The sequence below is a fragment of the Nonomuraea longicatena genome (assembly GCF_039525605.1).
Lineage (GTDB): Bacteria > Actinomycetota > Actinomycetes > Streptosporangiales > Streptosporangiaceae > Nonomuraea > Nonomuraea longicatena.
The window spans coordinates 1-26,111 of record NZ_BAAAHQ010000063.1; the positions used below are offsets into that span (position 1 = coordinate 1).

Annotated in this window: 29 protein-coding genes and 1 tRNA gene; 17 read left to right on the forward strand and 13 right to left on the reverse strand. The window is 71.4% G+C overall.

The window, feature by feature from the left end:
- Window positions 1–36: 36 nt before the first annotated feature.
- Together ABD120_RS38300 and ABD120_RS38305 are read right to left on the reverse strand one after the other, a co-directional pair.
- Window positions 37–609, reverse strand: a complete 573-nt coding sequence (locus ABD120_RS38300; RefSeq protein ID WP_343955282.1) for an isochorismatase family protein — start codon at window positions 607–609, stop codon at window positions 37–39.
- Window positions 610–1,023: 414 nt separating this feature from the next.
- The gene (locus ABD120_RS38305; RefSeq protein ID WP_425564113.1) at window positions 1,024–2,307 is read right to left on the reverse strand and encodes a nicotinate phosphoribosyltransferase; all 1,284 of its coding nucleotides are present in this window, start codon (window positions 2,305–2,307) and stop codon (window positions 1,024–1,026) included.
- A 46-nt stretch (window positions 2,308–2,353) separates the two neighbouring features.
- Between ABD120_RS38305 and clpS the strand changes: the two genes are divergently transcribed.
- From clpS to ABD120_RS38330, 5 genes are all read left to right on the forward strand, one after another.
- Entirely contained in the window at window positions 2,354–2,647 is a 294-nt protein-coding gene (gene clpS / locus ABD120_RS38310; protein WP_343955284.1) for an ATP-dependent Clp protease adapter ClpS, read from the forward strand.
- A 10-nt stretch (window positions 2,648–2,657) separates the two neighbouring features.
- Window positions 2,658–3,179: a DUF2017 domain-containing protein gene (locus ABD120_RS38315; protein WP_343955285.1), complete on the forward strand. Its 522-nt coding sequence runs from the start codon at window positions 2,658–2,660 to the stop codon at window positions 3,177–3,179.
- A gap of 10 nt (window positions 3,180–3,189) precedes the next feature.
- On the forward strand, window positions 3,190–3,591 hold the full coding sequence (locus ABD120_RS38320; RefSeq protein WP_343955286.1) for a M67 family metallopeptidase: 402 nt from the start codon (window positions 3,190–3,192) through the stop codon (window positions 3,589–3,591).
- Window positions 3,592–3,749: 158 nt separating this feature from the next.
- A complete protein-coding gene (locus ABD120_RS38325) occupies window positions 3,750–4,028 on the forward strand; it encodes a MoaD/ThiS family protein (protein ID WP_343955287.1) in 279 nt (92 codons plus the stop codon).
- Window positions 4,029–4,030: 2 nt separating this feature from the next.
- Window positions 4,031–4,978: a PLP-dependent cysteine synthase family protein gene (locus ABD120_RS38330; protein ID WP_343955288.1), complete on the forward strand. Its 948-nt coding sequence runs from the start codon at window positions 4,031–4,033 to the stop codon at window positions 4,976–4,978.
- Between the two features lie 54 nt (window positions 4,979–5,032).
- Here the strand turns inward: ABD120_RS38330 and ABD120_RS38335 are convergent, their stop codons facing one another.
- The gene (locus ABD120_RS38335; protein ID WP_343955289.1) at window positions 5,033–6,487 is read right to left on the reverse strand and encodes a DUF3352 domain-containing protein; all 1,455 of its coding nucleotides are present in this window, start codon (window positions 6,485–6,487) and stop codon (window positions 5,033–5,035) included.
- Between the two features lie 24 nt (window positions 6,488–6,511).
- Between ABD120_RS38335 and ABD120_RS38340 the strand changes: the two genes are divergently transcribed.
- The gene (locus ABD120_RS38340; protein WP_343955290.1) at window positions 6,512–6,919 is read left to right on the forward strand and encodes a hypothetical protein; all 408 of its coding nucleotides are present in this window, start codon (window positions 6,512–6,514) and stop codon (window positions 6,917–6,919) included.
- A 56-nt stretch (window positions 6,920–6,975) separates the two neighbouring features.
- Here ABD120_RS38340 and ABD120_RS38345 read toward each other — a convergent pair whose 3' ends face one another.
- Window positions 6,976–7,302 carry a hypothetical protein gene (locus ABD120_RS38345; protein ID WP_343955291.1) on the reverse strand — a complete coding sequence of 109 codons (327 nt, stop codon included), beginning with the start codon at window positions 7,300–7,302 and terminating at the stop codon, window positions 6,976–6,978.
- 113 nt (window positions 7,303–7,415) lie between these two features.
- Here ABD120_RS38345 and ABD120_RS38350 point away from each other — a divergent pair, with 113 nt between their 5' ends.
- From ABD120_RS38350 to ABD120_RS38360, 3 genes are read left to right on the forward strand one after another with little or no spacing between them, the layout of a single operon-like run.
- Window positions 7,416–8,219, forward strand: a complete 804-nt coding sequence (locus ABD120_RS38350; protein ID WP_343955292.1) for a thioesterase family protein — start codon at window positions 7,416–7,418, stop codon at window positions 8,217–8,219.
- Window positions 8,220–8,266: 47 nt separating this feature from the next.
- On the forward strand, window positions 8,267–9,133 hold the full coding sequence (murI, locus tag ABD120_RS38355; RefSeq protein WP_343955293.1) for a glutamate racemase: 867 nt from the start codon (window positions 8,267–8,269) through the stop codon (window positions 9,131–9,133).
- On the forward strand, window positions 9,087–9,839 hold the full coding sequence (locus ABD120_RS38360) for an MBL fold metallo-hydrolase (protein WP_343955294.1): 753 nt from the start codon (window positions 9,087–9,089) through the stop codon (window positions 9,837–9,839). Before murI ends, ABD120_RS38360 begins: the two co-directional genes overlap by 47 nt.
- On the opposite strand, the gene ABD120_RS38365 is transcribed toward ABD120_RS38360, so the two are convergent.
- Complete coding sequence (locus ABD120_RS38365; protein WP_343955295.1) at window positions 9,824–11,062, reverse strand: MFS transporter; 1,239 nt, start codon at window positions 11,060–11,062, stop codon at window positions 9,824–9,826. The genes ABD120_RS38360 and ABD120_RS38365 overlap by 16 nt on opposite strands.
- Before the next feature lie 68 nt (window positions 11,063–11,130).
- On the opposite strand from ABD120_RS38365, the gene rph reads away from it, so the two are divergent.
- The 5 genes from rph to ABD120_RS38390 all read left to right on the forward strand — a co-directional run bounded on the left by rph (window position 11,131) and on the right by ABD120_RS38390 (window position 16,494).
- The gene (rph, locus tag ABD120_RS38370; RefSeq protein ID WP_343955296.1) at window positions 11,131–11,850 is read left to right on the forward strand and encodes a ribonuclease PH; all 720 of its coding nucleotides are present in this window, start codon (window positions 11,131–11,133) and stop codon (window positions 11,848–11,850) included.
- A complete protein-coding gene (gene rdgB, locus ABD120_RS38375; RefSeq protein ID WP_343955297.1) occupies window positions 11,847–12,437 on the forward strand; it encodes an RdgB/HAM1 family non-canonical purine NTP pyrophosphatase in 591 nt (196 codons plus the stop codon). Before rph ends, rdgB begins: the two co-directional genes overlap by 4 nt.
- Before the next feature lie 302 nt (window positions 12,438–12,739).
- Window positions 12,740–14,464, forward strand: coding sequence for a molybdopterin-dependent oxidoreductase (locus tag ABD120_RS38380; protein WP_343955298.1), 1,725 nt, complete (start codon window positions 12,740–12,742; stop codon window positions 14,462–14,464).
- A 1,059-nt stretch (window positions 14,465–15,523) separates the two neighbouring features.
- Window positions 15,524–16,228, forward strand: coding sequence for a toxin glutamine deamidase domain-containing protein (locus ABD120_RS38385; RefSeq protein WP_343955299.1), 705 nt, complete (start codon window positions 15,524–15,526; stop codon window positions 16,226–16,228).
- Window positions 16,225–16,494, forward strand: a complete 270-nt coding sequence (locus ABD120_RS38390; protein ID WP_343955300.1) for a hypothetical protein — start codon at window positions 16,225–16,227, stop codon at window positions 16,492–16,494. Before ABD120_RS38385 ends, ABD120_RS38390 begins: the two co-directional genes overlap by 4 nt.
- A gap of 101 nt (window positions 16,495–16,595) precedes the next feature.
- Here the strand turns inward: ABD120_RS38390 and ABD120_RS38395 are convergent, their stop codons facing one another.
- From ABD120_RS38395 to bcp, 6 genes are all read right to left on the reverse strand, one after another.
- The gene (locus ABD120_RS38395; protein WP_343955301.1) at window positions 16,596–19,082 is read right to left on the reverse strand and encodes an ABC transporter permease; all 2,487 of its coding nucleotides are present in this window, start codon (window positions 19,080–19,082) and stop codon (window positions 16,596–16,598) included.
- A gap of 1 nt (window position 19,083) precedes the next feature.
- Window positions 19,084–19,836, reverse strand: coding sequence for an ABC transporter ATP-binding protein (locus ABD120_RS38400; protein ID WP_343955302.1), 753 nt, complete (start codon window positions 19,834–19,836; stop codon window positions 19,084–19,086).
- Window positions 19,837–19,945: 109 nt separating this feature from the next.
- Window positions 19,946–20,599, reverse strand: a complete 654-nt coding sequence (locus ABD120_RS38405) for a response regulator (RefSeq protein ID WP_343955303.1) — start codon at window positions 20,597–20,599, stop codon at window positions 19,946–19,948.
- Window positions 20,600–20,601: 2 nt separating this feature from the next.
- A complete protein-coding gene (locus tag ABD120_RS38410; protein WP_343955304.1) occupies window positions 20,602–21,777 on the reverse strand; it encodes a sensor histidine kinase in 1,176 nt (391 codons plus the stop codon).
- Between the two features lie 222 nt (window positions 21,778–21,999).
- Window positions 22,000–22,083, reverse strand: a tRNA-Leu gene (locus ABD120_RS38415).
- A 57-nt stretch (window positions 22,084–22,140) separates the two neighbouring features.
- Window positions 22,141–22,614, reverse strand: coding sequence for a thioredoxin-dependent thiol peroxidase (bcp, locus tag ABD120_RS38420; RefSeq protein ID WP_343955305.1), 474 nt, complete (start codon window positions 22,612–22,614; stop codon window positions 22,141–22,143).
- An 84-nt stretch (window positions 22,615–22,698) separates the two neighbouring features.
- On the opposite strand from bcp, the gene ABD120_RS38425 reads away from it, so the two are divergent.
- Window positions 22,699–23,007, forward strand: coding sequence for a DUF3618 domain-containing protein (locus ABD120_RS38425; protein ID WP_343955306.1), 309 nt, complete (start codon window positions 22,699–22,701; stop codon window positions 23,005–23,007).
- On the opposite strand, the gene ABD120_RS38430 is transcribed toward ABD120_RS38425, so the two are convergent.
- Entirely contained in the window at window positions 23,008–24,201 is a 1,194-nt protein-coding gene (locus ABD120_RS38430) for an alanine racemase (protein WP_343955307.1), read from the reverse strand.
- A 138-nt stretch (window positions 24,202–24,339) separates the two neighbouring features.
- Here ABD120_RS38430 and ABD120_RS38435 point away from each other — a divergent pair, with 138 nt between their 5' ends.
- On the forward strand, window positions 24,340–24,942 hold the full coding sequence (locus tag ABD120_RS38435) for a DUF6286 domain-containing protein (RefSeq protein WP_343955308.1): 603 nt from the start codon (window positions 24,340–24,342) through the stop codon (window positions 24,940–24,942).
- Window positions 24,943–25,446 carry a hypothetical protein gene (locus ABD120_RS38440; RefSeq protein WP_343955309.1) on the forward strand — a complete coding sequence of 168 codons (504 nt, stop codon included), beginning with the start codon at window positions 24,943–24,945 and terminating at the stop codon, window positions 25,444–25,446. It begins immediately after the preceding gene.
- Window positions 25,447–25,456: 10 nt separating this feature from the next.
- On the opposite strand, the gene ABD120_RS38445 is transcribed toward ABD120_RS38440, so the two are convergent.
- Entirely contained in the window at window positions 25,457–26,041 is a 585-nt protein-coding gene (locus ABD120_RS38445; protein WP_343955310.1) for a TetR/AcrR family transcriptional regulator, read from the reverse strand.
- Window positions 26,042–26,111 lie beyond the last annotated feature (70 nt).

The following is a 26,111-nucleotide window of genomic DNA, read 5'->3' on the forward strand; positions in this document are numbered from 1 at the left end:
GACCCCCTCGGGAGGTGCTCGCCTCCATCATCTCTGTCAGCTCTGGACGAGCGGGGTCCCTTCGAGGACGGCGCCGGCCTCGGCCAGTTCGGCGAGGGCGGTCCGCGTGGTCTGCGGGGCGACCCCGGCCGTGAGATCGAGCAGGACACGGACGGCCAGACCGTGCTTGACGGCGTCCAGGGCCGTGGCGCGCACGCAGTGGTCGGTGGCGATGCCGACGATGTCCACCTCGTGCACGTTGTGGGCGCTGAGCCAGTCGGCCAGGCTCACGCCGTCGCCGCTGGCACCTTCGAAGCCGCTGTAGGCGGCCGCGTGGGCGCCCTTGCTGAAGACCTCCTCGACGGCGGCCACGTCGAAGGACGGATGGAAGTCGGCGCCGGGGGTTCCCGCCACGCAGTGGCGCGGCCAGGTGCCGACGTAGTCGGGGGCGTCGGAGAAGTGCTCGCCCGGGTCCACGTGGTAGTCGCGGGTGGCCACCACATGGTCGTAGCCGTGGTCGCTCACGTGCCTGGTGACGGCGGCGGCCACCTCGGAACCGCCCGCCACCGGCAGGCTCCCGCCCTCGCAGAAGTCGTTCTGCACATCGACGATGATCAGCGCCGTGCTCATAGCAGCACGATACGTCAGCAACCCCCGGCAAGCGGTCAGCACCCGCCGTCTCACGCCATTCCCCCAGGACAGACCGGCCGGGTACGGCCCGGCGACGGGTCGTCGTGACGCCTCCGCCGAGAGCCGTGCGGGGCGCCGTCAGGGCGTCCGGCGACCGACCATCGCAGGGGAGCGGCCGAGCGTGGCGGCCCGGGTGGAGACGGTGCCGGGACGGGCGGTGCCGTGGGGCTGGGGCCTGGGGCTGCCGTGAGGGTCGACCGGAGAGGCCGGGCGACGGGGCCACGTGAGGGGCAGGAGGACGACGTGCGGCGTCGGCATCGGTGGGTGAGGTGAGGGTGGATACGAGGGTTGGCTGCCGCCATCATCCAGGCGAGAGGGCGAGAGGGGTGTGCCGGACGGGCGGGGCGGTGGGGGTCAGACGAATTCGGTGGGGATGGCGGCGTAGCCCCGGCCGAGGTGCAGGGCCTCCTGGGGGAGGCGGTCGATCTCGTGGCGGTGGCGGGCGCGGGCGGACTCCAGGGGCTCGCGGCCGACCACGACCCCGTCGCGGACGAGTTCGTGCAGCAGCGGCTCGCCGCCCTCCGGCGCGGGTCCGGACGTGGTCACCAACTCGGTCTCGGCGTGACCCGCCGCGTCGAACAGCCGGTAGGCGTGCTTGCGCCCGCCGCGCGACGGTTTGCCGACCGAGCGCTTGGCGACCGGCTCCAGGACGCCCGCCGCCGTCTCCCGCGCCACCAGCTTGTACACCAGCGCCGCCGTCGGCACCCCGGACCCGGTGACCAGCGAGGTGCCGACGCCGTAGGCGTCCACGGGCGCGGCGGCGAGGGCGGCGATGGCGTACTCGTCGAGGTCGGAGGTGACCAGGATGCGGGTCTTGAACGCCCCGAGCGCGTCGAGCTGCTCCCGTACGGCCTGCGCCGCCGCCGCGAGGTCCCCGGAGTCGATGCGGACCGCGCCGAGTTCGGTGCCCGCCAGCTCGACCGCCGTGCGCACGGCCCCCGGCACGTCGTAGGTGTCCACGAGGAGCGTGGTTCCGGGCCCGAGCGAGGCGATCTGCGCCTCGAAGGCCGCCTTCTCGCTGTCGTGCAGCAGCGTGAACGCGTGCGCCGCCGTACCGGCTGTGGGGACGCCGTAGGCGTGCCCGGCCATCAGGTTGGAGGTCGAGGTGAACCCCGCGAGGTAGGCGGCACGGGCGGCGGCGACGGCGGCGCGCTCGTGCGTGCGGCGCGAGCCCATCTCGATGAGCGGCCGTTTGCCCGCCGCGTTGCTCATGCGGGAGGCGGCGGAGGCGATGGCGCAGTCATGGTTGAGGATGGAAAGGATCATGGTTTCGAGAAGGACGGCCTCGGCGAAGGTGCCCTCGACGACGAGGATGGGGGAGGCGGGGAAGTACAGGTCGCCTTCGAGGTAGCCGTGGATGGTGCCGGAGAAGCGATAGTCGGCGAGGAATTCCAGCGTGGGCTCGTCCGCGACGCCGTTTTCGCGGAGAAAGGCGAGCTCTTCGGCACCGAAACGGAAGTGTTCGAGCTCGTCCAGGACGCGCCCGATTCCCGCGACCACGCCGTACCTGCGTCCACCCGGAAGGTGCCGGGCGAACACCTCGAAAACCGCCCGTCTCCGGGCAGCTCCGCTCCGTAGTGCGGCCTGCAGCATTGTCAGCTCATAGTGATCTGTGAGCAACGCAGTGCTCATGGTCATTGTCACGAGTCGAAGACTACGGCCCAGATAGGGCAGACTCGTGGATGTGGGTAGCACTGCTCCAATCGCCGTCGAGCGTCCGTCATCGGACGTCCGGCCCGATCTGCCGTGGGTGACGATCGTCTGGAATGACCCGGTCAACCTCATGTCGTACGTGACTTATGTCTTCCAATCGGTCTTCGGCTACTCGAAGGCCAAGGCCGAGAAGCTCATGATGGACGTCCACCACAAGGGCAAGGCCGTCGTGTCCAGCGGCACGCGTGAAGAGATGGAACGCGATGTGCAGATTCTTCACTCCTACGGTCTGTGGGCGACGCTCCAGCCGGACTCGGCCAAGTGAGGCGGCACCGGTGAGCTCTGGGTTCAAGTCCCACAACGGCGGGGTGGTGGCCGAGTTCGAGGCCGCCGAGGTCTCGATCCTGAAGTCGCTGGTCGGCCAGATCCTCGGGCTGGTCGAGCCGGGGCAGACGAGCGACGACCCGCTGGAGCGCGCGCTCGGCATCGGCTCGGCGCAGGAGCCGTCCGACCCGGTGCTGGCCCGGCTGTTCCCCTCGGCGTACGAGGACGCGGACCATTCGGCGGAGTTCCGCCGCTACACCGAGGCGACGCTGCGCGACGGCAAGCGCGCGGACGCGCAGACGATGCTCGCGACCGCGCGTCCCGGCCGCAGCGAGCTGACGGCCGAGCAGGCGCAGGCGTGGCTGCGCTCGCTCAACGACGTACGGCTGGCCCTCGGCACCCGTCTGGAGGTGACCGAGGACGTCCACGAGGAGATCGCGACGATGTCGGAGGACGATCCCCGCTACCCGGCGTACGTGACCTACGACTGGCTGACCTACCTCCAGGACAGCCTCGTGAGGGCGCTCTGGTAGTTTCCGCGACATGCTGACGATCTCGCAGGAACTGGTGGACCAGATCGTTGCCCATGCGCGGGCCGACCACCCCGACGAGGCGTGCGGGGTCATCGCGGGAAGGAACGGGGTGCCCGAGCGGTTCATCCCCATGGAGAACGCCGAGCGCTCTCCGACCTTCTACCGCTTCGACTCACTGGAGCAGTTGCGGGTCTGGAGGGAGATGGACGACCGCGACGAGGAGCCTGTCGTGATCTACCACTCGCACACCGCGACCGAGGCATACCCGTCGCGCACCGACATCTCGTACGCCTCGGAGCCGGGCGCGCACTACGTCCTGGTGTCCACCCGCGAGGAGGACTCCGTGGAGTTCCGCTCGTACCGGATCCTGGATGGGGTGGTTTCGGAGGAGGAGGTAAGGTTTACCCCATGAGGACCGCCGCTTCCGCCGCCGCGTGGGTGAGGCCCGTCCAGAGCTTTCTCTTCGCGCACACGCGCTCTGTGGTCGTTTACGACTGTCGCTGATCGGACTCCCCGCCCAAGCGGTTTCCTGACCGACATAGACCGACACCCCAAGAGGAGACTCCTGCGATGGCCATCGAGGTCCGCATTCCCACCATCCTGCGCACGTACACGGACGGCGCCAAGGCCGTCGACGCCGAGGGCAGCACGCTCGACGAGCTGATCAGCAACCTCGAGTCCCGGCACCCGGGCATCAAGGCCCGCCTGGTCGACGAGGGCGCTCTGCGCCGCTTCGTCAACGTGTACCTGAACGACGAGGACGTCCGCTTCCTCGGCGGTCTCGGCACGCCCGTCGCGGACGGCGACACGGTGACCGTGCTCCCCGCCGTCGCCGGCGGCGCGCGCTGACCATGCGCTTCGACTCGCTGATCGATTCCGTCGGTCGCACCCCTCTCGTCGGGCTGCCCCGGCTGTCGCCGTCCGGCGACGTACGCCTGTGGGCCAAGCTTGAGGACCGCAACCCCACCGGGTCGATCAAGGACCGGCCCGCTCTGTGGATGGTCGAGCAGGCCGAGAAGGACGGCCTGCTCACGCCCGGCTGCACGATTCTGGAGCCGACCAGCGGCAACACCGGCATCTCGCTGGCGATGGCGGCCCGGCTCAAGGGCTACCGGCTGATCTGCGTCATGCCGGAGAACACCTCGGAGGAACGCAGGCAGCTCCTGCGCATGTGGGGTGCGGAGATCATCTCCTCCCCCGCCGCCGGCGGCTCCAACGAGGCGGTGCGGGTGGCGAAGGGCCTGGCGGCCGACAACCCGACGTGGATCATGCTCTACCAGTACGGCAACCCGGCCAACTGGCGCTCGCACTACGAGACGACCGGTCCCGAGATTCTGCAGGACCTGCCGGGTGTGACGCACTTCGTCGCGGGGCTCGGCACGACGGGAACGCTCATGGGCGTGGGTCGGTTCCTGCGCGAGCGGGTGCCCGAGGTGCGCATCGTGGCCGCGGAACCGCGTTACGGCGAACTCGTCTACGGCCTGCGCAACGTGGACGAGGGCTTCATCCCCGAACTGTACGACGAGTCGGTGCTGACCACCCGCTACTCGGTGGGCTCGGGCGACGCCCTGCGGCGTACCCGTGAGCTGCTGAGCGCGGAGGGCATCTTCGCGGGCGTGTCCACGGGGGCGGCGCTGCACGCCGCGCTGGGGATGGCGCGTAAGGCGGTCACGGCGGGGGCGCGGGCCGACATCGTCTTCGTGGTGGCCGACGGCGGGTGGAAGTACCTGTCCACGGGCGCCTACGAGGGCACGCTGGACGAGGCCGAGGAGCGCCTCGAAGGCCAGCTCTGGGCCTGAGAACGTGAAAGAGCGGCGGGCGCCGGGCGCCCGCCGCTCTCGTTCTTCCGGTTCCTAGTCGAACAGCACCCGGAGGGAGAAGCTCCCCTCGTTGCCGCTGGCCTTGCCGCTCAGGCCGACCGCGCGCAGGACCTCGGCGTTGGCCTTGTTCTCGCCCTGCAGGTTGGCGGTGTACATCGACTCGATCTTGTTGAGGTCCACGAACGCGCCGAACGTGGCGCTGTCGGCATCGGGGACGGCGGTCTTGAAGGAGTCGCTGTCGCCCAGCCCGCCCTCTTCCGACAACTTCTTGGCGTAGGCGTCGTTGGTGGCGACGGTGTAGGTGCCCTCGCCCTCTACCCGGGCCAGCGGCGGTGCCTGGCCGCCGGAGGACATCCCGTTCAGGACCTTGTCCACGACCGCCTTGGCCTTGGCCGGGTCGGTGACCGCGCGGACGCCGACGTTGATCTGGTCGCCGCCGAGGCCCTGGCTGTCGACGGCGACGGTCAGGTTCTCGCCCATGAGCGTGGCCAGGTCGCCGGGGAGCTGCAGGCCGTACTTGGTCTTGGCCTCGTCGAGGAGTTGCGTGAACTGCTGGGTGCCCGGGGTTTGTCCCAGGGACTTCTCCAGCTCCTTCCACTGCTTGGTGACGATCTCGCCCGCGCCGGACAGCGACACTGCGCCGGCGGTGGTGGCGGGCAGGTTGCCCAGGGTGATCGGCTTGGACTCGCCCATGTCCTGGCTGCCGCTCACGACGCCGGCGAGCTCGGCATAAGCGCTGTCGAAGCGCAGCGCGAGTGCCATGCGGGTGCTCTTGAGCTGGGCCGCCGCCGCGCCCGACGGCATCAGGTCACCGGAGAACTCGCTGAGCTTGCCCACGTTCGTCCAGAACGAGAGGATGCCCGGCTCACCCAGGGAGTCGAAGTCCGAGGAGAAGTCGGTGTTGTCGGCGAGGCTGTCGCCCGCCTTGGCGTAGTTGTCGGCGCTGGCCTGGTCCTCGGTGATGAGCGCGTAGTCCTCGCGGAAGGACAGGCCGGGCTTGTCCTCGCCCATCAGCTTGTTCAGGCCCGCCTTGGCCTGCTCCTCGTCCTTGACCTGGACGGCGACGACGATGCCGGGCTCCTTCTTGCCCGCTGCCGGCGGCAGCACACCGACGCCGACCCGGTCGCCGAGCCACGGCTGGATGTCCTTGGCGTAGTCGATGTCGCCCCCGGCGCCGAGGCCCTTGAAGGTGTCGAAGAGCGCCTTGTGCATGTCGTCGCCCTTGAAGGTGTCCTTGGACACGGTGAACTTCTGGGCGATCTGGAACAGCGCCACCTTCTGGCCCGCTGCCGGGTCGAGGTCGAGGCGCGCGTAGGCGACGGCGGAGGCGGGCAGCACCTCGTGCGGCTGGGTGCCGCCGCCGCTGAGCGAGGTGAGTGCGAAGACCGTGCCGCCGCCGAGCAGGATGACCGCGGCGGCCGCGATGCCGCCGATCACCAGGCCCTTCTTGCCGCCACCGCCGCCCTTGCGCCTGCTGGGCCGCTCCACGGCGGCGAAGCCCTCAGGGCCCTCGTGCTGCCAGCCCGGGGGCGGCTGCTGCTGGTAACCGGGCTGCTGCTGGTGACCGGGCTGCTGCTGGTGACCGGGCTGCTGCTGGTGACCGGGCTGCTGCTGATAGCCGGGCTGCTGACCGTAGCCACCCTGGCCGGGCTGCTGACCGTAGCCCTGCTGGGGGTGGCCGTGCTGTTGGGGGTGGCCGGGCTGCTGGCCGTAGCCGGGCTGCTGGGAGTGCGTGGGCTGACCATAGCCCTGCTGGGGCTGCTGCTGCGGGTACGGGTGTCCGTGGGGCGTGGGCGTCGCCTGCGGGTTCTCCGCGTGCGGCTGGTCTTGGTTCCAGCGATACGCCGTAGTCCTCTCCGGATCCTGACCACTCGGGGGATAATTCGCAGACATCACTCAACTCACATTGTGGACTTTTGACCACAGTGAAGCTATCGGATGCCGCTAGACGGCCGCTTGCAATGGGCTGAAGATCACTAAATGCGATTCAGATCATCCCTGGTGGCCTTGAGGAAAACTTCGCCCTGGCCGTAGTCGCCGACGGAGTCCCACGGCACGAACCGGCACCCGGTATAAACGATCTTCGCGATCAGTTCGGACACCCACCAGAAGCTGCCCTGCCGATCGCGCGTCAGCCCGAGGAAGACCGGCCCGCGCAGGGACGAGACGACCAGTCCGTAGACCGTGCACGCCTCCTGCAGCCCGCCCCGGTTCCTGACCACGCGCACATCGACCACCTGGCCGACCCAGATGCCCTGCGAGTCCCAGACGTGCTGGCCCATGAGCTCGGTAACCCCTGCCATAGGTCCGACCGTGGCACCGATCGCCCGTTTCTGCAGGTAGGCGCGCTGATAGGCGGGATGCCCTAGAGTAGGGGTTTACTAGAATTTAGTTCTTGAATTGAGGATGGCGGCTGATGACCAAGTTCGACGAGGCCACCCAGGCCGTCAGGGTGGACGAGCACACCTACGACGTGTGCCTCGACCCCGGCTACGCCGTCGGCGGGCCGCTCAACGGCGGCTACCTCATGGCCGTGATCCTGCGGGCGGTCGTGGACGACTCGCCCTTCGCCCACCCGGTGAGCACCTCCTGCCAGTTCCTCCGCGCCCCCGCCGCAGGACCCGCCCAGGTGCGGATCGAACGGCTGAAGGCCGGCCGTACCGCCGCCTTCCACCGGGCCACCCTCGTCCAGGACGGCCGCCCCCATATCGAGAGCCTGATCACCACCGCCACCCTGGACGGCGCCGCCCCCGTCTACACGGCCCCTGTTCCCGCCGACCTGCCGCCGCTGTCCGAATGCCTTCGCCTGCCCCAGCCGGGACCCGACTCGGGCATGACCCTCAACGCCCGGATGGAGCTGTGGTTCGACCCGCCCACGATCGGCTGGCTCAAGGGCGAGCCCACCGGCGTCCCGGAGGCCCGCGCCCACTTCCGCATGGCGGAGCCGCAGGACCCCGACCCGTACGTGCTGGCCCTCGCCGTGGACGCGTTGCCGCCCGTCGTCCTGTCGGCCGGAGCCGCCAGAGGCTGGTCGCCCACCGTCGAGCTCACCTGGCACCTGCGCGCCCTGCCCGCACCCGGCTGGCTCGCCGTCCGCGCCACGGGCAGGCTCGCCGCCGACGGCTGGTTCGACGAGGACGTCGAGGTCTGGGACGCCGCCGGCCGCCTCGTGGCACAGTCGCGCCAGCTCGCAAGGGCCGGGACGCGTCCGGCGCTGTGAGGATTCTTACGCGGTGAAGGCGCCCCCGGTCGCTTACCCTCGGATGCGTGCCGGACGCGAGCATTGGAATCTTCGACAGCGGGGTGGGCGGCCTCACGGTCGCCAGGGCGATCATCGACCAGCTGCCCCAGGAGTCCCTCACCTACGTCGCCGACACGGCTCGCCAGCCGTACGGGCCCAAGCGCATCGCCGAGGTGCGCCAATACGCCCTGGAGGTGATGGACCACCTCGTCGAGAGCAACGTCAAGATGCTCGTCATCGCCTGCAACAGCGCCAGCGCCGCCGTGCTGCGCGACGCCCGTGAACGCTACGACGTACCCGTGATCGAGGTCATCCAGCCCGCCACCCGCCGCGCGGTGCGCGCCACCCGCAACGGCCGGGTCGGCGTCATCGCCACCCGCGCCACCATCGAGTCGATGGCCTACCACGACGCCTTCACCGCCGCCCCCGACGTGCAGCTCACCGGCGTCGCCGCCCCGCTGCTGGTCGAGTACGTCGAACGCGGCGAGACCACCAGCGAGGAGCTCATCGAGGTGGTCCGCGACTACCTCCGGCCGGTCCAGGCGGCCGGATGCGACACGCTCATCCTGGGCTGCACGCACTACCCCCTCCTGGCCGGCGCGATCTCCTACGTCGCCGGCGACGGCGTCACCCTGGTCTCCAGCGCCGACGAGACCGCCAAGGACGTCTACCGCGTCCTCCACGACCGCGGCCTGGCGGCCGGGAGCGAGGCCACCCCCAGGCACCTCTTCCGCGCCACCGGCGACTCGGCCCTGTTCGCCCAGCTCGGGCAGCGCTTCCTCGGGCCCGAGATCGACGCCGTCGAACTCGCACCAGTCGGGGGCAGTACCACCAACGGAGGCCCACATGAAGGTGACCATCGTCGGATGCTCGGGAAGCTTCCCGGGTCCTGACAGCCCCGCGTCCTGCTACCTGGTCGAGGCGGAGGGCTTCCGGCTGCTGCTCGACTTCGGTAGCGGGTCGCTGGGCGCGCTGCAGCGGCATATCGGCCTCTACGACGTCGACGCCATCGCTCTCACCCACCTGCACGCCGACCACTGCCTCGACGTCTGCGGCTACCACGTGGCCCGCACGTACGGGCCCGCCGCGCCGTACCCGAAGGTGCCCGTGTACGCCCCCGGCGACGCGCCCCGGCGCCTGGCGGCCGCCTACGGCATGCCGGAGGAACCGGGCCTGGAGACGGCCTTCGACTTCGTCGCGCTCGCGCCCGGCGCCTTCGAGGTCGGCCCGTTCACGCTGACCGCGGCCCTGGTCAACCACCCCGTCGAGGCGTACGGTTTCCGCCTCGCCCACGGCGGACGCAGCCTCGCCTACTCCGGCGACACCGGCGAGTGCGACGAACTCGTCCACCTGGCGGCGGGCGCCGACCTGATGCTGTGCGAGGCGTCCTTCCTCGACGGCCCCGACCTGCCCGCCGGGCTGCACCTGACCGGCCGCCAGGCCGCCGAGCACGCCGCCAAGGCGGGCGCCGCCCGGCTGGTGCTCACCCACCTGGTGCCGTGGCACGACCCGGCTCGCGTGCTCGACGAGGCGACCGGCGGCGGCTTCGCCGGTCCCGTCGAACTCGCCCGCAGCGGCGCGGTCTACGAACTGGCCTGATTCTCGGCGAAGTCCCGCAGCCCGCGCAGGGGTGAGAACAGCAGCGGCAGGAACGACAGCAGCCGCCCGCACATGAACACCCAAAGCGCCTCGCGCACGCCGATCTGCTGGGCCACCAGGCCGCCCGCGAACGCACCGATCGGCATCGCGCCCCAGACCAGGAACCGGACGCTGGCGTTGACCCGGCCGAGCAGGCGCGGGGGCGCCACCGTCTGGCGGTAGGTGATGGTGCCGATGTTGTAGAGGATGGCGCCGATCGACAGCATCACCGAGGCCGCGGCGAAGAACGAGATCCGCCAGTCGGCCTCGGTCAGCGGCAGCAGCAGGCCGAAGGGCGAACTCAGGGCCAGCGCGAGCCAGGTGACCTTGGCGGTGCCGTACCTCTCGAACAGCCTGGCGGCGAGCAGGCCGCCGATGATGCCGCCGACCGCGCCCGACACCAGCAGCACGCCGATCACGCCCGGCGCGAGGTGCACCACACTGGAGAGGAACATCACCGACAGGCCGAGCACCGCGCTCACACACAGGTTGGTGGCCATGGTGGCGACCACGATGGAACGTTGCAACCGGTCTTTCCACACGAAGGACAGGCCCTCGCGGATCTCGGCCCACATTCCGGAACGTTCCGATACCGGAGGGCGCGGCTCCGACCGGCCGATGGTGGCCAGCAGCACCACCGAGCTGAGCGCGCCCAGCGAGGTCGCGAGCACCGCCGTGGGCGGTCCCAGCAACTGCGCGATGAGGCCGCCGAGACCGGGTCCGGCGAGCGCGCCGCCGCTGCGGGCGAGCTCCAGTTTGGCGTTGCCGTCCGCGAGGCCGTCCTTGGCGACGAGCGTGGGCAGGTAGGTCTGGTCGGCCACGTCGTTGAAGACCTGTGCAATACCGGAGAGCAGGGCCACGGCGTACAGCAGCGGCATGCTCAGCAGGTCCAGAAGGGCCGCCAGCGGGATGCTGCCGAGCAGCAGGAAGCGCGCGAGGTCCGAGGTGAGGAGCACCCGCCGACGCCGCAACCGATCGACCCACACCCCCGCGGGCAGGCCGACGATCAGGAACGCCGCCGACTGCAGCGCCGAAAGGGCGCCGACCTCGAACGGCGTGGCGTGCAACGTGAGCACCGCGACCAAGGGGAAGGCCACACGCGCGATGTTCGCTCCGAGCTCGTTGGACACGTGAGAGCCCAGAAAACGAAGGAAGTCCGGGTTGCGTAACACCCCCGTTGTCATTGGGTAAGGATCTATGTGTAACCGGGCGGCGGTCAAGGGCGCGCGCACACGGAGATAGGGTGATCTGCATGTCTCGTCAGGATGGCCGCGCGCCCGACCAGCTCAGGCCGATCACCATCACCCGCGACTGGATCGCGCACGCCGAGGGCTCGGTGCTGGTGGAGTTCGGCGGCACCCGGGTGCTGTGCGCCGCCTCCGTCCAGGACAGTGTGCCGCGCTGGCGGCGGGGCAGCGGCCAGGGGTGGGTGACCGCCGAGTACGCCATGCTGCCGAGGGCGACCAACACCCGCAACGACCGCGAGTCCGTGCGCGGCAAGATCGGCGGGCGCACCCACGAGATCTCCCGCCTGATCGGCCGCTCGCTCCGGGCCTGCGTCGACTTCAAGGCGCTCGGCGAGAACTCCGTCGTGCTCGACTGCGACGTCCTTCAGGCCGACGGCGGCACCAGGACCGCGGCCATCACCGGCGCCTACGTCGCGCTGGCCGACGCGGTCCGGTGGATGCGCGAGCGCAAGATGTGCCCGGGAGACCCGCTGATCGGCTCGATCTCGGCCGTCTCCGTCGGCGTCGTCGGCGGGGTGCCGCTGCTCGACCTCTGCTACGTCGAGGACGTCGCCGCGGGCACCGACATGAACGTGGTCATGACCGGCGAGGGCGCCTTCGTCGAGGTCCAGGGCACGGCGGAGGGCGCCCCGTTCGACCGCGACGTCCTCAACCAGCTGCTCGACCTGGCCGCCGCCGGTTGTGAGGAGCTCACGCTCCACCAGCAGGAGGCCCTGGGCCGATGACCATCGTGCTCGCGACCCGCAACCAGGGCAAGATCGCCGAACTCCGGCGCATCCTCACCGGCTTCGACATCGTGGGGCTGGAGGAGTTCCCCGAGATCGAGGACGTCGTCGAGACCGGGGTCACCTTCGAGGCCAACGCGCTGCTCAAGGCGCACGCGGTGGCCAAGGAGTCCGGGCTGCCCGCGGTGGCGGACGACTCCGGGCTGTGCGTGGACGTGCTCAACGGGATGCCGGGGGTGTTCTCCGCACGGTGGGCGGGGCGGCACGGCGACGACAGGGGAAACCTGGAGTTGCTGCTCCGGCAGGTCTCCGACGTGCCGGACGCGCTGCTGACGGCGCACTTCGCGTGCACGGCGGCGCTGGCGCTGCCGTCGGGGGAGTGGCGGGCGACGGAGGGCGTGCTGCGGGGGCGGCTGATCCGTACTCCGGTGGGCGAGAACGGGTTCGGATACGACCCGATCTTCGTGCCGGAGGGGGAGACGCGCACCACGGCGGAGCTGCCCCCGGAGGAGAAGGACGCGATCAGCCATCGCGGGCGCGCGTTCACGGCGCTGGCTCCGGTCGTGCGCGCCCTGCTGGCCTCCTGACCCGCGTTCTGTTCTCGGTTCCGTTGTGCCGGTCGTGACGGTGCTGTCCTGCCGGTCGTGACGGTTCCGTTCTCGCGGTCGTCACGGTGCGGTCCCTTCCGGTCGTCACGGTGCTGTCTCTCCCGGTCGTCACGGTTGTGTTCTCTTCTTTGTCGTCACGGCAAGCCGCCCCCACGCCGCCCGCCGCCGTCCGTCGGCGGCCTCTCCGGCGCTCCTCCGCCGGACCCCGCCCTCGCCGTGACGACGCGCCGTCATCCGTGAACGCCGGATCCCGCGTGGGCCCTTTGGCGTAGCGTCAGGGTGTGCGCGCGAGTGTGGTGCCCGTCTGGGCAGGTGCGGTGGCCGGTCTGGTGTCCGGGGCGGTGGCTCTCGGCATCGCCCAACTGGTGGCCGCCGTGGTGCGGCCGGAGTCGTTCCCCGTGGTCGCGGTGGGGGACGCCGTCGTCGATCTGACGCCTGTCTGGCTCAAGGAATGGGCGATCAGCACCTTCGGTGAGAACGACAAGAACGTGCTCATGGCCGGTGTCTTCGCGGTGCTGGTCGTGATCGCCGCCGGGCTCGGGGTGCTGGCCAGGCGGTCTCTCGGGCTGGCGCAGGCCGGGTTCGCGCTGATCGCCGTCGTCGGTGTCGCCGCCGCGCTGACCCGGCCCCAGGCCGGTTCCCTCGACGTCCTGCCCACGGTGGTCGGGGTCGGCGCGGGCATCTGGACCCTCGGCTGGCTGCTCCGCCGCGCCGTCGCGGACACGAGCGGCGCCGTACCGAGCGGCGGATCCATGCCGGAGGGCGGCGCTGGCCCCGCCCCGGAGGGCGGTGGCGGACCCGCTCCGGAGGGCGGGGCCGGGCCTGCGCAGGAGGGCGGCGGGCCGGGCGCGCCCGCGGCCGGGTCGGAGGGCGGTGGCGGACCGGGTGGGGCTGAGATCGGGCCGGAGCGGCAGGTCCGGCCGGTCGGCGCGCAGAGGTTCGACCGGCGGAGGTTGCTCGTCGGGGCGGCCGGGGGAGTGCTGGTGGCCGGGGCCACCGCGGTCGCCGGGCGGCTCTGGGCCGGGGCGCAGTCGCTGGAGGCGGTACGGGCCGGCTTGCGGTTTCCGATACCCGCCGTGCCCGCACGTCCGCTTCCGGCCGGGGTCGATCTCAGAATGCCGGGGCTGACGCCGTTCGTCACCCCGAACTCGGACTTCTACCGCGTGGACACCGCGCTGATCCTTCCTCGGGTGGATCCCCGGTCGTGGACGCTGCGCGTGCACGGCATGGTGGACCGTCCGGTCGAGCTGACCTTCGACGACCTGTTGCGGCGGCCGCTCGTGGAGGCCGACGTGACGCTCGCCTGCGTGTCCAACGAGGTCGGCGGCGATCTCACGGGCAACGCACGCTGGCTCGGGGCGCGGCTGGCCGATGTCCTCAGGGAGGCCGGGGTCCGGTCGGGGGCCGACATGCTGCTGTCCACGTCGGCCGACGGGTGGACGTGCGGCACGCCCGTCGACGTGGTCATGGACGGCAGGGACGCGCTGCTCGCCGTCGCCATGAACGGCGAGGCGCTGCCGCAGGCCCACGGCTTCCCGGTGCGGCAGGTGGTGCCGGGACTGTACGGATACGTCTCGGCCACCAAGTGGGTGGTGGACATCAAGGTGACCCGGTTCGACATCGACGAGGCCTATTGGACGTCGAGGGGGTGGTCGGCCAAGGGGCCGATCAAGACGGAGTCGCGCATCGACGTGCCCGGCGCGGGGGCGACGGTGCGGGCGGGCCGTACGGCGATCGCCGGGGTGGCCTGGGCGCAGCACAAGGGGATCGCGGCCGTCGAGGTGCGGATCGACGGAGGGGAGTGGCAGCGGGCGCGGCTGGCCGAGGTGACGGGGCCGGACACGTGGCGGCAGTGGACGCTCGACTGGGACGCCGTCGCCGGGCGGCACACCGTCCAGGTGCGGGCGACGGACGCGACCGGCTACACCCAGACCGCCGTCGTGGCACCGCCCGCCCCCGACGGGGCGAGCGGCTGGCACACGATCAGCGTCACCGTCGAACCCTGAGAATCGACGAACCCCGAGGAACCGTCGGGCCTTGAGAAAAGCGTCAAGTCGCTGACTCAGCGCGACATGACCTCTACCATCGGTCGTCGGAGGACGACAGGAGGCAGGGGCGTGAACCGCGACGAGGAGGCAGGCGTCCGGTGGAGCCTTCCCGGCGGGCGGTACGACCCGCTGGTCGCCGACGGTGTCCGCTGGAGCGACTACGAGGCCGCCGCCGAGAGGGCGGCAGAGAGCGACCCGGCGGCGGGGGGCGACCGCCCGCGCGCCGACGAAACCGCCAATGACGTGCCCGGTCATGGCGTGTCCGCCCACGACGTGTCCAGCCATGATGTGCCTGGCCGTGACGTGCCTGGCCGTGACGTGCCTGGCCGTGACGTGCCTGGCTATGAGGCACGCGGCCATGACGTGCGCAGCCTTGAGGTGCCCATCGCAGACGCGCCCGCCCACGATGCGCGTGGCGCCCATGACGCGCGTGGCGCCGGTGGCAACGGGCACAGCTCTGGGCGCGACCGCCCGGAGGTCAGCGCCGGGCGAGACCAGCCCGGTTCCGGTCGTGAGCAGCCCAGCCGCGACCGCAACCCGCCCAGGGCCGGCCGGTTCCGGCACGGTCGGCGACGCGATCGCACCGGCGTGGACCGATCCATCGACAGCCGGTCCGGTAATGACAGGGTCGGCAACGACCGGTCCGGTATTGACAGGGTCGGCAACGACCGGTCCGGTATTGACAGGGTCGGTAACAGCAGGTCCGGTAATGACAGGGTCGGTAACGACCGCTTCGGCAACCACGGATACGGCGAGGACCGTTCCGGCGCCGGGACATCCGGCGACGCGTTGCCAGGCGCGGGTGGCGGTGGACGTTCCGAGGCGGCGGGCTCCGGACGGCCCGGCACCGAGGATGCCGGCGGTCGATGGTCGGGGTCCGAGGTGGCCGGTGGCCGTTGGCCGGACGTCGAAGGGGCGAGTGGCACGTGGTCGGGGTCCGAGGTGGCCGGTGGCCAAAGGCCGGGGTTCGAGGCGGTTGGCGGGGCGTGGCCGGGGTCCGAGGGGGCCGGTGGCCGATTGCCGGTCCCCGAGGGGGCCGGTGGCACGTGGTCGGAGGCTGACTGGGCGGGCGTCGGCTGGAGTGGTGCCGGGTGGTCGGGGCCGGACTGGTTCGACCGGGACGACCGGCCCCCGAGGCTGGCCGACAGCAGGCCGTACGGGATGCCGGGCGGCCTCGCGCACCCGGACCCGCAGGTCGAACGCGACCTCGCCGACGCCCTCGTCCCCGGCGCCCGGTTCCCCGACCCGCGCGGCACCTGGATCAGGCTCGTGAACGGCGGCGGCGCCGCCGACGACCCCTTCCGCGCGGGCAACGCCGTGGACTGTGCCCTGTCGGTGGTCTCCACCTGGCACGGCGAGCCCGCCGCAGCGGCTCCGAGGCAGCCGGAGTACGACCGGGTGGGTCGCCCGCTGCTGACCGGCGAACGTGGCGGCACCGCCCGCATGGAACGCTGGATCGGCCGGCGTTTCGAGTGCGCGGGCCAGGGCCGTCAGGCGTACCCGCTGATCGCCCGCAGGCTCGTCGAGGCCGGTCACGGCGCGGCGGCGGTCCTGGTGGTGCGCTGGCCGGGCGGCGGCGCGCACGCCTGGAACGCCGTCAACCACGGCGGCGAGATCATCTGGATCGACGCGCAGCGCGGCCACATGGCGGTCGAGCCGACGTACACGACCGTGACGGGCGTCTTCTGTGTGATCGTCGACCGGCAGGGGGAGCCGCGATGAACCTGGACCAGGCCAGAGCGCTGGCGGAGGAGTACTTCAACGGGGTCCGCGCCCCGGGAGAGGCCCTGGTCGTGGGCGTGCACGCGTTCAACGAGGGCTACGTGGCGTGGACCCGCGAGCCGGAGCCGGACGATCCGGCGACGCTGCCGGAGGTCGTGGGCGGCGGCTGCGTCGTCGTCGATCGCACCACCGGCGAAGTGGTGATCAGGCCACTGCTCGACCCGGAGACCGTGGCCGAGCAGTGGCCCGGGCGCGTCACCCGGTGACTCAGCCCGGGACCGTGGCCGAGCAGCGGCCTGGGCCGGTCACCCGGTGAGCCACCCTGGACCCGGGCCCGAGCTGTGGTTCGGGCGCGGGATCCGGTGGGTCAGCCCGCCGCCAGCGAGCCGACGATGGACGCGCGGGCCGCGCGGCGGGCGGGCAGTACCGCCGCCACGACGCCCGCGAGTCCCGACAGTGCGACGAACAGCAGCACCTGACCGACCGGCAGCGAGAACACCGCCCCGTTGATCATGGCCTGGGTGGCCGCCCAGCCGAACACGCCGCCGAGCGCCACCCCGACGAGCGCCCCGATCAGCCCGAGCACCAGCGCCTCGACCGACAGCATGCGCCGTAGCTGGGGCCGGGTCAGCCCGAGGGCGCGCAGCAGCGCCGACTCCCTGGTGCGTTCGTGGACCGACAGCGAGAGCGTGTTCGCGATGCCGAGCAGCGAGATGAGGATCGCCAGCCCCAGCAGCGCCGTGACGATCATCAGCACCATGTCGAGCGCCTCGTCGAACTGGCCGCGCACGTCGGTCGAACTCGACACCTTCACGGTCGGGAAGGCGGCGGTGGCCGCGTCGACGGCCGCGCGGGCCCGCTCCGGCGCGACGCCGTCCTTGATGTTGACCATGACCCGCACGTCCCGCACGTCGCCGAAGTACTCGCGGAAGGCATCACCGGGTACGGTGACCGCAGGCGCGTACGACTCGTTGTCGATGATCGCGGCCACCTTGAGCCCGACCCGGCCCGCCTTCTTGGTGGTGACCTCGATCGTGCCGCCCACCCGTACCTTCAGTTCCTCGGCCATGTCCTCGCTCAGCGCGACCTGACCGGCGGCGAACCCGGCCAGCGAGCCTGCCTTGGGGGTGAGGCGGACCGGCCCTTCGTACGTCCCGACGAAGTGTTCGCGCCCGTCGATCCTGGCGGTGGCGTCGCGGATCTGCACGACCGACTCGAACTCGGGCTTGGCCCGCAGGTCCCTGCCGACGCTCGGCGGGATCCCGGCCTCCTGTGACTGCGACATGATCATGTAGTCGATGGGGAACTGGTCGTCGAGCTTGCCGGTCATCGTCTCGCGGGTCGAGGCGGTGACGATGGAGATGAGCGTCATCAGCGTCACGCCGATCGTGAGCGCGATCGTCGTGGTGGCGGCCCGGCGGGGGTTGCGGCCGGAGTTGTCGACCGCGAGCCGGCCGGGCACGCCGAACAGCTTGCCCGGGATCCAGCCGACGGCCGCGCTGAGCGGCCGGACCAGCACCGGCCCGAGGATGAGCACGGCGAGGAAGGTCAGCGCGCCCCCGGCCACCACGGCGATCAGCGAGGGCATCTCGCCGGGCGGCATCATGACGCCCGCGATGGTCGCGCCCGCGCCCGCCAGCAGGAAGAGCCCGGCGAAGACGGCCCGGACCACGCCCGTGCGGAACGTCTGCTCCTCCACCTGGGAGCGCAGCGCCGCGATCGGCGCCACCCGGGTCGCCCCGCGTGCGGGCAGCAGCGCCGCGCCCACCGTCACGACCAGGCCGACGGCCAGTGCGACCGCGATCGTCCTGGGCGACAGGGTGGCGCCCACCCCGGCGGCCATCGGCGCGTCGACGGCGTCCAGGATCGCCATGGCGCCCGCACCGAGGCCGTACCCGGCGAGCAGGCCGAGCAGGGACGACAGCAGCCCGACGACGGCGGACTCGAACAGGATCGAGGAGAAGACCTGCCCGCGGGTGGCGCCGATGCAGCGCAGCAGCGCCATCTCGCGCGTGCGCTGGGCCACCAGGATGTTGAAGGTGTTGTAGATGACCAGCGCCGCCACCAGCATCGCCACCAGGCCGAACAGCAGCAGCCCCATGGTGAGCACCTGGTTGGAGACCCCGGCCGCCTCGGCGAGTTCGGCGGCGAGTTCGGAGCCGGTCAGGACGTACGGGCCGGTGCCGACGGCGGCGGCGACGGCCTTCTTCAGCGCGTCCGGGTCGGCGCCGGCCGCGTTGATCTCGGCGTACCCCTTCACGCCCGTCATCCGCTGGGTGGTCTCCGGGGTGAAGCCCACCATGCCGGTGTAGGCGAGTATCTGGTCGACGCCGGTGTCGATGGTGCCGACCAGCCGGAAGCGGTGTTCGTCCTGCCGGTGGTCGAGCACGGTCACGGTGTCGCCGAGCTTGAACCCCTGTTTCTCCGCGGTGTTCTTGTCGATCACGACGGCCTGGTCGTCGGTGCCGACACCGGTGCCGCTGGTGATCACGGCCCGCGCCAGCGGCCCGCTGATCATCGAGACGGCGGTGGTCGGCTGGTCGCCGGCGGCCTTGCCGTCCTTGCCGATCAGCGGCGCGGGCGCCATGGTCAGCCCGTGCGCCTCCGTGACCCCGGGGACCTTCCTGACCGTGTCCAGGACCTCGGGCGCCAGCGGTTTGTCACGTTCCTCCGACAGGACGGCCACCGCCACCTTGCCGGCGTCGGCGGTGACCTTCTGCGAGAGGCCGGACTCCATGGTGTCGGTGAGCACGAACGTGCCCACGATGAAGCCCACGCCCAGCGCGATCGCCAGCGAGGTGAGCAGCAGGCGCAGCCGGTGCGCCCGCAGCCCGGCCAGAGTCGTCTTCAGCACCTCACGCCTCCAGCTTCATCAGCGTGTCGAGGACGGCCTGTGGCGACGGCGCGTCCAACTCGCTGACCAGGGAGCCGTCGCGCAGGAAGACGACCCGGTCGGCGTAGGAGGCGGCGACCGGGTCGTGGGTGACCATGACGATGGTCTGGCCCAGCTCGCGCACGCTGGTACGGAGGAACGACAGCACCTCGGCGCCGCTGCGCGAGTCGAGGTTGCCGGTCGGCTCGTCGGCGAAGATGACCTGCGGCTTGCTGATCAGGGCGCGGGCCACCGCCACCCGCTGCTGCTGGCCGCCGGACAACTCGGTCGGCCGGTGGCCGAGCCGGTCCCTGAGCCCGACGGTGTCGATGACGCGGTCGAACAGCAGCTGGTCGGCCTGGCGTGCGGCGATCTCCAGCGGCAGCCGGATGTTCTCCTCGGCCGTCAGCGTCGGCAGCAGGTTGAACGCCTGGAAGATGAAACCGATGCGCTCGCGGCGCAGCAGCGTCAGCTCCTTGTCGTTCAGGCCGGTCAGCTCGACGTCGCCGATGTGGACGCTGCCGCCGGTGGCGGCGTCGAGCCCGGCCAGGCAGTGCATGAGCGTGGACTTGCCGGAGCCGGAGGGGCCCATGATGGCGGTGAACGCCCCCGTGGCGAAGGCGACGTCCACGCCGCGCAGCGCGTGCACCTGGGCGTCGCCTTGGCCGTACACCTTGGTCAGGGACCTGGCCACCACGGCGGGCGGCGCTTGGCGCGTGGTGTGCGTGATGGTCACGTTCACTCCTGGGTCGTCTTTCGTGGAACGACACCCAAGCTAGGGGCGGATTTCCGCCCCGTTATGGCCCCTGAGGAGGGACTTCGTGTGCCACCTGAGATGACCCGGGTCAGACTTTCGGTCGATTCGACGGCACGATCAGTCCCGCCTCGTAGGCGTACACGACGACCTGCGCCCGGTCGCGCAGCCCCAGTTTGGCGAGGACGCGGCCGAGATGGGTCTTGACCGTGGCCTCGGCGACCGACAGGCGGTCGGCGATCTCCGTGTTCGACAGGCCGCGCGCCACCATGATCATCACCTCGTGCTCGCGGGGCGTCAACCCGGCGACGGCGCCGTCGCCGCCGCCTGAGGGCAGGTGCGCGGCGAAGCGCCGCAGCATGCGGCTCAGCGTGCTCGGCGCCATGACGGCGTCGCCGGCGTGCACCTGCCGGATCGCCGTCAGCAGGTCGTCGGGCGGCACGTCCTTCAGCAGGAACCCGGACGCGCCCGCCTTCACGGCCGCGAAGGCGTACTCGTCGAGGTCGAACGTCGTCAGGATCAGCACCTTGGGGCCGTCGATCCTGGCGGTGGCCTCGACGCCGTCCATCTTCGGCATGCGCACGTCCATCAGCACCACGTCCACCTCGGTGTGCGCGAGCACCTCCAGCGCCTGGGAGCCGTCGCCCGCCTCGGCCACCACCTCGATGTCCGGCTGTGCGGACAGCACCATGCGGAACCCGGCGCGCAGCAGTACCTGGTCGTCGACGAGCATCACCCGGATCACGGTCAGGCCGCCTTCGCCGTCGAGACGGGCAGCCGGGCCAGCACCTCGAAGCCGCCGCCCGCGCGGGGGGCGGCCGAGACGACCCCGCCGTACATGCTGACGCGCTCGCGCATGCCGAGCAGGCCGTGTCCGCCGACGACGGGCGGGGCGGCGGCGCCTCTGCCGTCGTCGGTGATCCTGACCATCAGCTCGGCCGGCCCGAAGGCGAGTTCGACGCTCGCCCGGGTGCCTGGTCCGCCGTGTTTGAGGGTGTTCGTCAGGGCCTCCTGGACGATCCGGTAGACGACGAGCTGCTGTCCTTCGGGCAGTTCGCCGGCCTCGCCGGACACGCACAGCTCCGCGGGCACTCCGGCGCCGCCGACCAGCTCTTCGAGCTGGCCGAGGCCGGGCTGCGGCAGGTAGTCGGTCTGTTCCGCGCCGTCGCCGTCCAGCGCGTCCTCGCGCAGCACGCCGACCAGCCTGCGCATCTCGGCCAGGGCCTCCCTGCCGGTCCGCGAGATGTTCTGTACGGCCAGCCGCGCCTGCTCCGGGTCGCCGTCGATCGCGTAGCGCGCGCCGTCGGCCTGCACCACCATGACGCTCACGTTGTGGGCCACGACGTCGTGCAGTTCCCGCGCGATGCGGGCCCGCTCGGTGGCCGCCCCGATCCTGGCCTGCTGGTCGCGTTCGCGCTCGGCCCGCTCGGCGCGTTCCTCCAGGCTCTCCATGTAGTTGCGGCGGGTCTTGGTGTAGAGAGCTGTGAGCCCGACGGTCAGGACCAGGGTGGTGCTGGTGACGAACATGCCAGGAGAAGGGCTGTCGTACAGCTTGAAGGCCAGCACGACGCCGAGTTCGCAGACCAGCCGCCCGGCGACGGCCCACACCCGGCCGCGATGCAGTACCACCGAGTAGAAGGCGACCAGGACGGCGAGGTTGGCGGGGAGCACCACGTAGTCGAGGGCCCACTGCGCGAAGCTGACCAGGGAGAGGAACCCGAAGACCTGCAGCGGCCTGGTGCCCCGCCACAGCAGCGGCACCAGCAGGACCAGGGAGGTCGCGACGTCGAGGAGGGGCGAGCCCTCTTGGTGCACGGAGAAGTCTCTCATCGAGAGGAGGCAGAACGCGAACAGCGGCGACACCCTGACGGCGTCCATCGCCCTGGTGTGCCGCCTCGACCACATGCGTATCCTGCCGAACACACCATCACGATACGTACAACCGGCGGGCGCGCGATCCGCCTGAAGACGGAACCGTGTCTACGACCCTGGTCTGATGCCCGATCAGGTCTTATGCGGGCCTTACCGGGGATTTGGGAAGGTTGGTCTCGGGAGCGCCCCCAGGGGCGGTAAAGGGAGATCATGATCGAGACGTCGGGCCGGGTGGCGAAGAGGAAGCGCCATCCGGCCCGATCCACGGCCGAGTGCGGGCGGGGGGACTCGAACCCCCACAGTGTCTCCACCAACAGGACCTAAACCTGCCGCGTATGCCAATTTCGCCACGCCCGCGTCTGATTCGCACCAGAGTCTAGCGGGCCCTCCGCGCAGGAGGACCCGCATTTTCCGTCAGGCGAGGCCCAGCTTCTTCTTCAGGCTCGCCACGTGCCCGGTGGCCTTCACGTTGTAGAGCGCCAGCTCGACCTTCCCGTCGGCGTCGATGACGAACGTCGAGCGGATCACGCCGACGACCTCCTTGCCGTACAGCTTCTTGGTGCCGTACGCGCCGTACGCCTTGTGGACCTCCAGCTCGGGGTCCGACAGCAGCGGGAACGTCAGGGAGTCGCGCTCGGTGAACTTCACGAGCTTGTCGGTCTTGTCCTTCGAGACGCCGAGCACGACGAACCCCTCGGCGGTGAGCTGCCCGAGGTTGTCGCGGAAGTCGCACGCCTGCTTGGTGCAGCCGGGGGTCATCGCGGCGGGGTAGAAGTAAAGGATCACTCGCTTGCCGCGCAACGCAGCGAGTGAGATGTCCGCGCCGTCGGCGGCGGGTAGCGTGAAGTCCGGCGCGACATCACCAGCTGCGAGCTTGGATTCGGTCATTCCCCGAACCTACCGGGCCGGTCGCCGTGCCGTACGAAGGCCCGACCTGACAGACTGGTCGCCGCACGAGCGTTGAGGAGAGCCATGGCCGAGACCGACCCCGATGAGCTGGAGCGGCGGATCACGCGCACCCGCGCCGAGTTGGCGCACACGGTCGACGCCATCGCCGACCGGGTGAGCCCGAAGAAGGTCGCCGAGCGTACGGTGGCCGACGTGAAGGCGCGCGTGGGCGACGCTCTCGGGCTGTCGGCCCGTCCGGTCGAGGTGGGCGAGGACGCGGAGGGGTTGTGGGACGACGAGCCGCCGAGCCTCGCCCCGGTGCTGGTCGGCGTGGGCGCGGCGCTGGTCGTGGGTGCGCTCGTCGTGCTGTGGCGCCGCAGGCGCCGTCACTGATCACAGGAACGTACGGCCCTCGCCCCGATAGGTGGGCACGACGCCGGTGACCGCCTCGCCCTCGACGAGGTGCAGGCGGTCGAAGCGTTCGCACAGTTCGCCCGCCTTGGCGTGCCGGAACCACACGCGGTCGCCGATCCGCAGGTCCCGCGCGGCGGGTCCGATGAGCGGGGTCTGCGTCTCCCCGGCGCCCTCGCCGGCCGCGTAGCCGAGCCCCCCGGGCAGGTACGGCTGCGGCAACCGGCTCGGCCCGGCCGCCCCCGAGGCGGTGTAGCCGCCGCCGAGCACGGTCGCGACCTCGGGCCCCGGCCTGCGGACGACCGGCAGCGCGAACAGGGCGGCGGGCCTGCCGGTGAAGCTCCGGTAGTGGTCGAACAGCCTCGGATGGAAGAACCCGGAGCCCGCCGAGACCTCGGTGACGGCCTTCTCCCGCACGGTCCGCTCGATGCTGCCGGTGCCGCCGCCGTTGACGAACTCGAGGTCGGCGTGGCGGCGTACGGCGGCCACGACGCGCCCTCTGCGGACGGTCAGTTCGCGGGCCGAGCGGTGCTGCATGACCCGGATCGCGCGGGCGAGCACGGCGCTGCCCGGCGGGTCGTCCCCGACTCCGGCGATCTGGGCCTCGTAGGCCAGAAGTCCGACCAGCCGTAGTCCGGGCCGCTTGCCGATGGCGGCGGCGAGGCTCGCTGCCTGGTCCGGGGTGCGCACGGCCGAGCGCAGCGCCCCGGCGCGAAAGCGCCCGCCGAGGGCGTGGTACCCGGCGTCGAGGTCGAGGCAGAGCCGGAGCTCCTCCCGCGCTCCCGCATCGGCCAGGGCCTCGTCGAGGTGGGTGAGGTGGGCGGCGGAGTCGACGGTGAGCGTGATCTCGCGCGCGGCGACGGGGTCGGCGGCCAGGCGCGCGAGGGCGGCCCGGTCCGCGCTCGGGTAGGCGACGAGGACGTCGGTGAAGCCGTGGGAGACCAGCCAGAGCGCTTCGGGCAGCGTGAACGCCATGAGGCCGCGGAAGCCGGGCAGCGAGAGGAGGAGTTCGAGCAGCGGGCGCGAGCGCACGGACTTGGTGGCGACGCGGATCGGCTTGCCGCCGGCCCGCCGCGCGAGGTCGGCCGCGTTCGCCCGCATGGCCGCCAGGTCGAGGATCGCGAAGGGGGGTTCAAGGGCGGACGTCGCGCGATCGTAGCGCTGGCGGTCATCCATATCAGCAGGGTAGTTGCATACCGGGCAAAATAACATGAGCATGGTTCGCGTTAATCGGGCGGGCCTGTAATGATCCGGCAAACCGGCGGCGGGGAGGCGGCCCGGCGGATACGGGAGCCGATACCCCTGGGAGCTGTGATGACCACGCTCCAGCAACTGCTGCCCGGCGCGGCCGCCTTCGCCCAGCCGGAGACCCCGCTTCGCAGATCCACCCGGGTGCTCAAACCCGCGCGAACCCCCGCAGGATCGGTCCTCGCCCTCACCCTCACCGCACTGCTCGGGCTGAGCGCCGCCGAGGTGGTCTGCGCGCTCGTGGGCCGCCCGCTCCGCTGGCTGCCCCTGGAGCGCGCCATCGCGCTGGCGGGGCGGACGACGTGGTGGGAGATCTCCTTCGTCGCGCTGGTCGTGGCCGTCGCCGGGACGGTGATGCTGGGGCTCGCGGTGCTGCCGGGCCGTACCAGGCTGGTGCCGGTCGAGACCGGCGACCCGCTGATCGTCATCGGGATCACCCGCTCGGGCCTGCGCCGTACGGTCCGCGCGGTCGCCCAGGCGGTGGACGGCGTCGGCCACGCCCGCGTGCGGCTGCGCAAGCGCACGATCGAGGTCACCGTCGTCACCGGCCCGGAGAGTTCGGGCGCCATGCTCAGGCAGGTCGGCACCGCCGTGGGCGACCGCTTGGCGGGCCTCGGCGCGCTGTGCGCGGGCGAGGTCGTCGTACGGCTGCGCCGGAGGGGGCTGTAGATGAAGCAGTACTCGGGAAACCGGATCGGCCTCGCGGTCGTCGGCCTCGTCCTGCTCGCCGTCGGCGTGTACGCCTACCTGCGCGGCCAGTCCAAGCTGCCGGGCCAGGCGCCGCGCGCCAAGCTGCTGCCGCAGGAGAGCGCGGACGCGGTCGCCGCCCACCCGTGGGCGCTGTGGCTCACGGCCCTGGCTCTGGTACTGCTGGCCCTGACCACGCTGCGCTGGCTGCTGCTCAGCCTCGGCTGGGGGCGCAGGGGCGCGCGCGACGGCACGGGCACGGCCATGCTGTGCGTGGGCCTGAAGGACGTCGAGGGCCTGTCCCGTGCGGTGGTGCGGGTGGTGGGCCGCGCCGACCGCCTCCGCGTCAACCTGACCTGCCCGGCGACGACCGACGTCGGCGCGGTGGTCGGCAAGCTGGACAAGGACATCGTCGGCCGGATCCGGCGCGAGGTCCGCGACGACGACCTGGGCACGGTCATCCGGTTGCACGTGCGCAAGAACTAAGCCCGCAGTCTCAAGTTCGCAGGGCCGCCAGCATCCGGGAGAGGGCGGCCTGGGTGGCGGCGAGGTCGTCGGGGCCGGAGGAGTCGGCCAGCCACAGCGCCGCCTCGTTCATGGCCCCGGACAGCAGGCGGGTCAACGGGGCGACGGGCTGCGGCGTGATCACGCCCGCCGCGATGAGGGCCGACAGCGACTCCTCCAGGTGTCGTCCGGAGCCCGCCTCGTCGAGTTCGCGCCAGCGCGACCAGCCGAGTACGGCCGGGCCGTCGATGAGCATGATCCGCTGGATCTCCGGCGCGGTGCTGGCCGCCAGGAACGTGCGGCAGCCGGTGGTCAGCTGCTCCCACGGGTCGGACTGCCGGTCGGCGGCCGTGGCGACCCGGTCGGCCACCTCCTGCTGGACCTCGGCGAGCACGGCCTCGAACAGCTCGGCCTTGCTGGCGAAGTGGTGGTAGAGCGCGCCCTTGGTCACCCCGGCGGCCGAGACGATCTCCGACAGGCCCACGGCGGCGTACCCCTCGGTGGCGAACAGCCGCCTGCTCTCGGCCATCAGGGCGCGCCTGGTCTGGGCCCGCTGTTCCGCTCGCGTGCTCGGCATGGACTCCTCCTTGACATACCGCTGGTATGCGAACTAGCTTACTCGCATACCAGCGGTATGTGAAAGGATT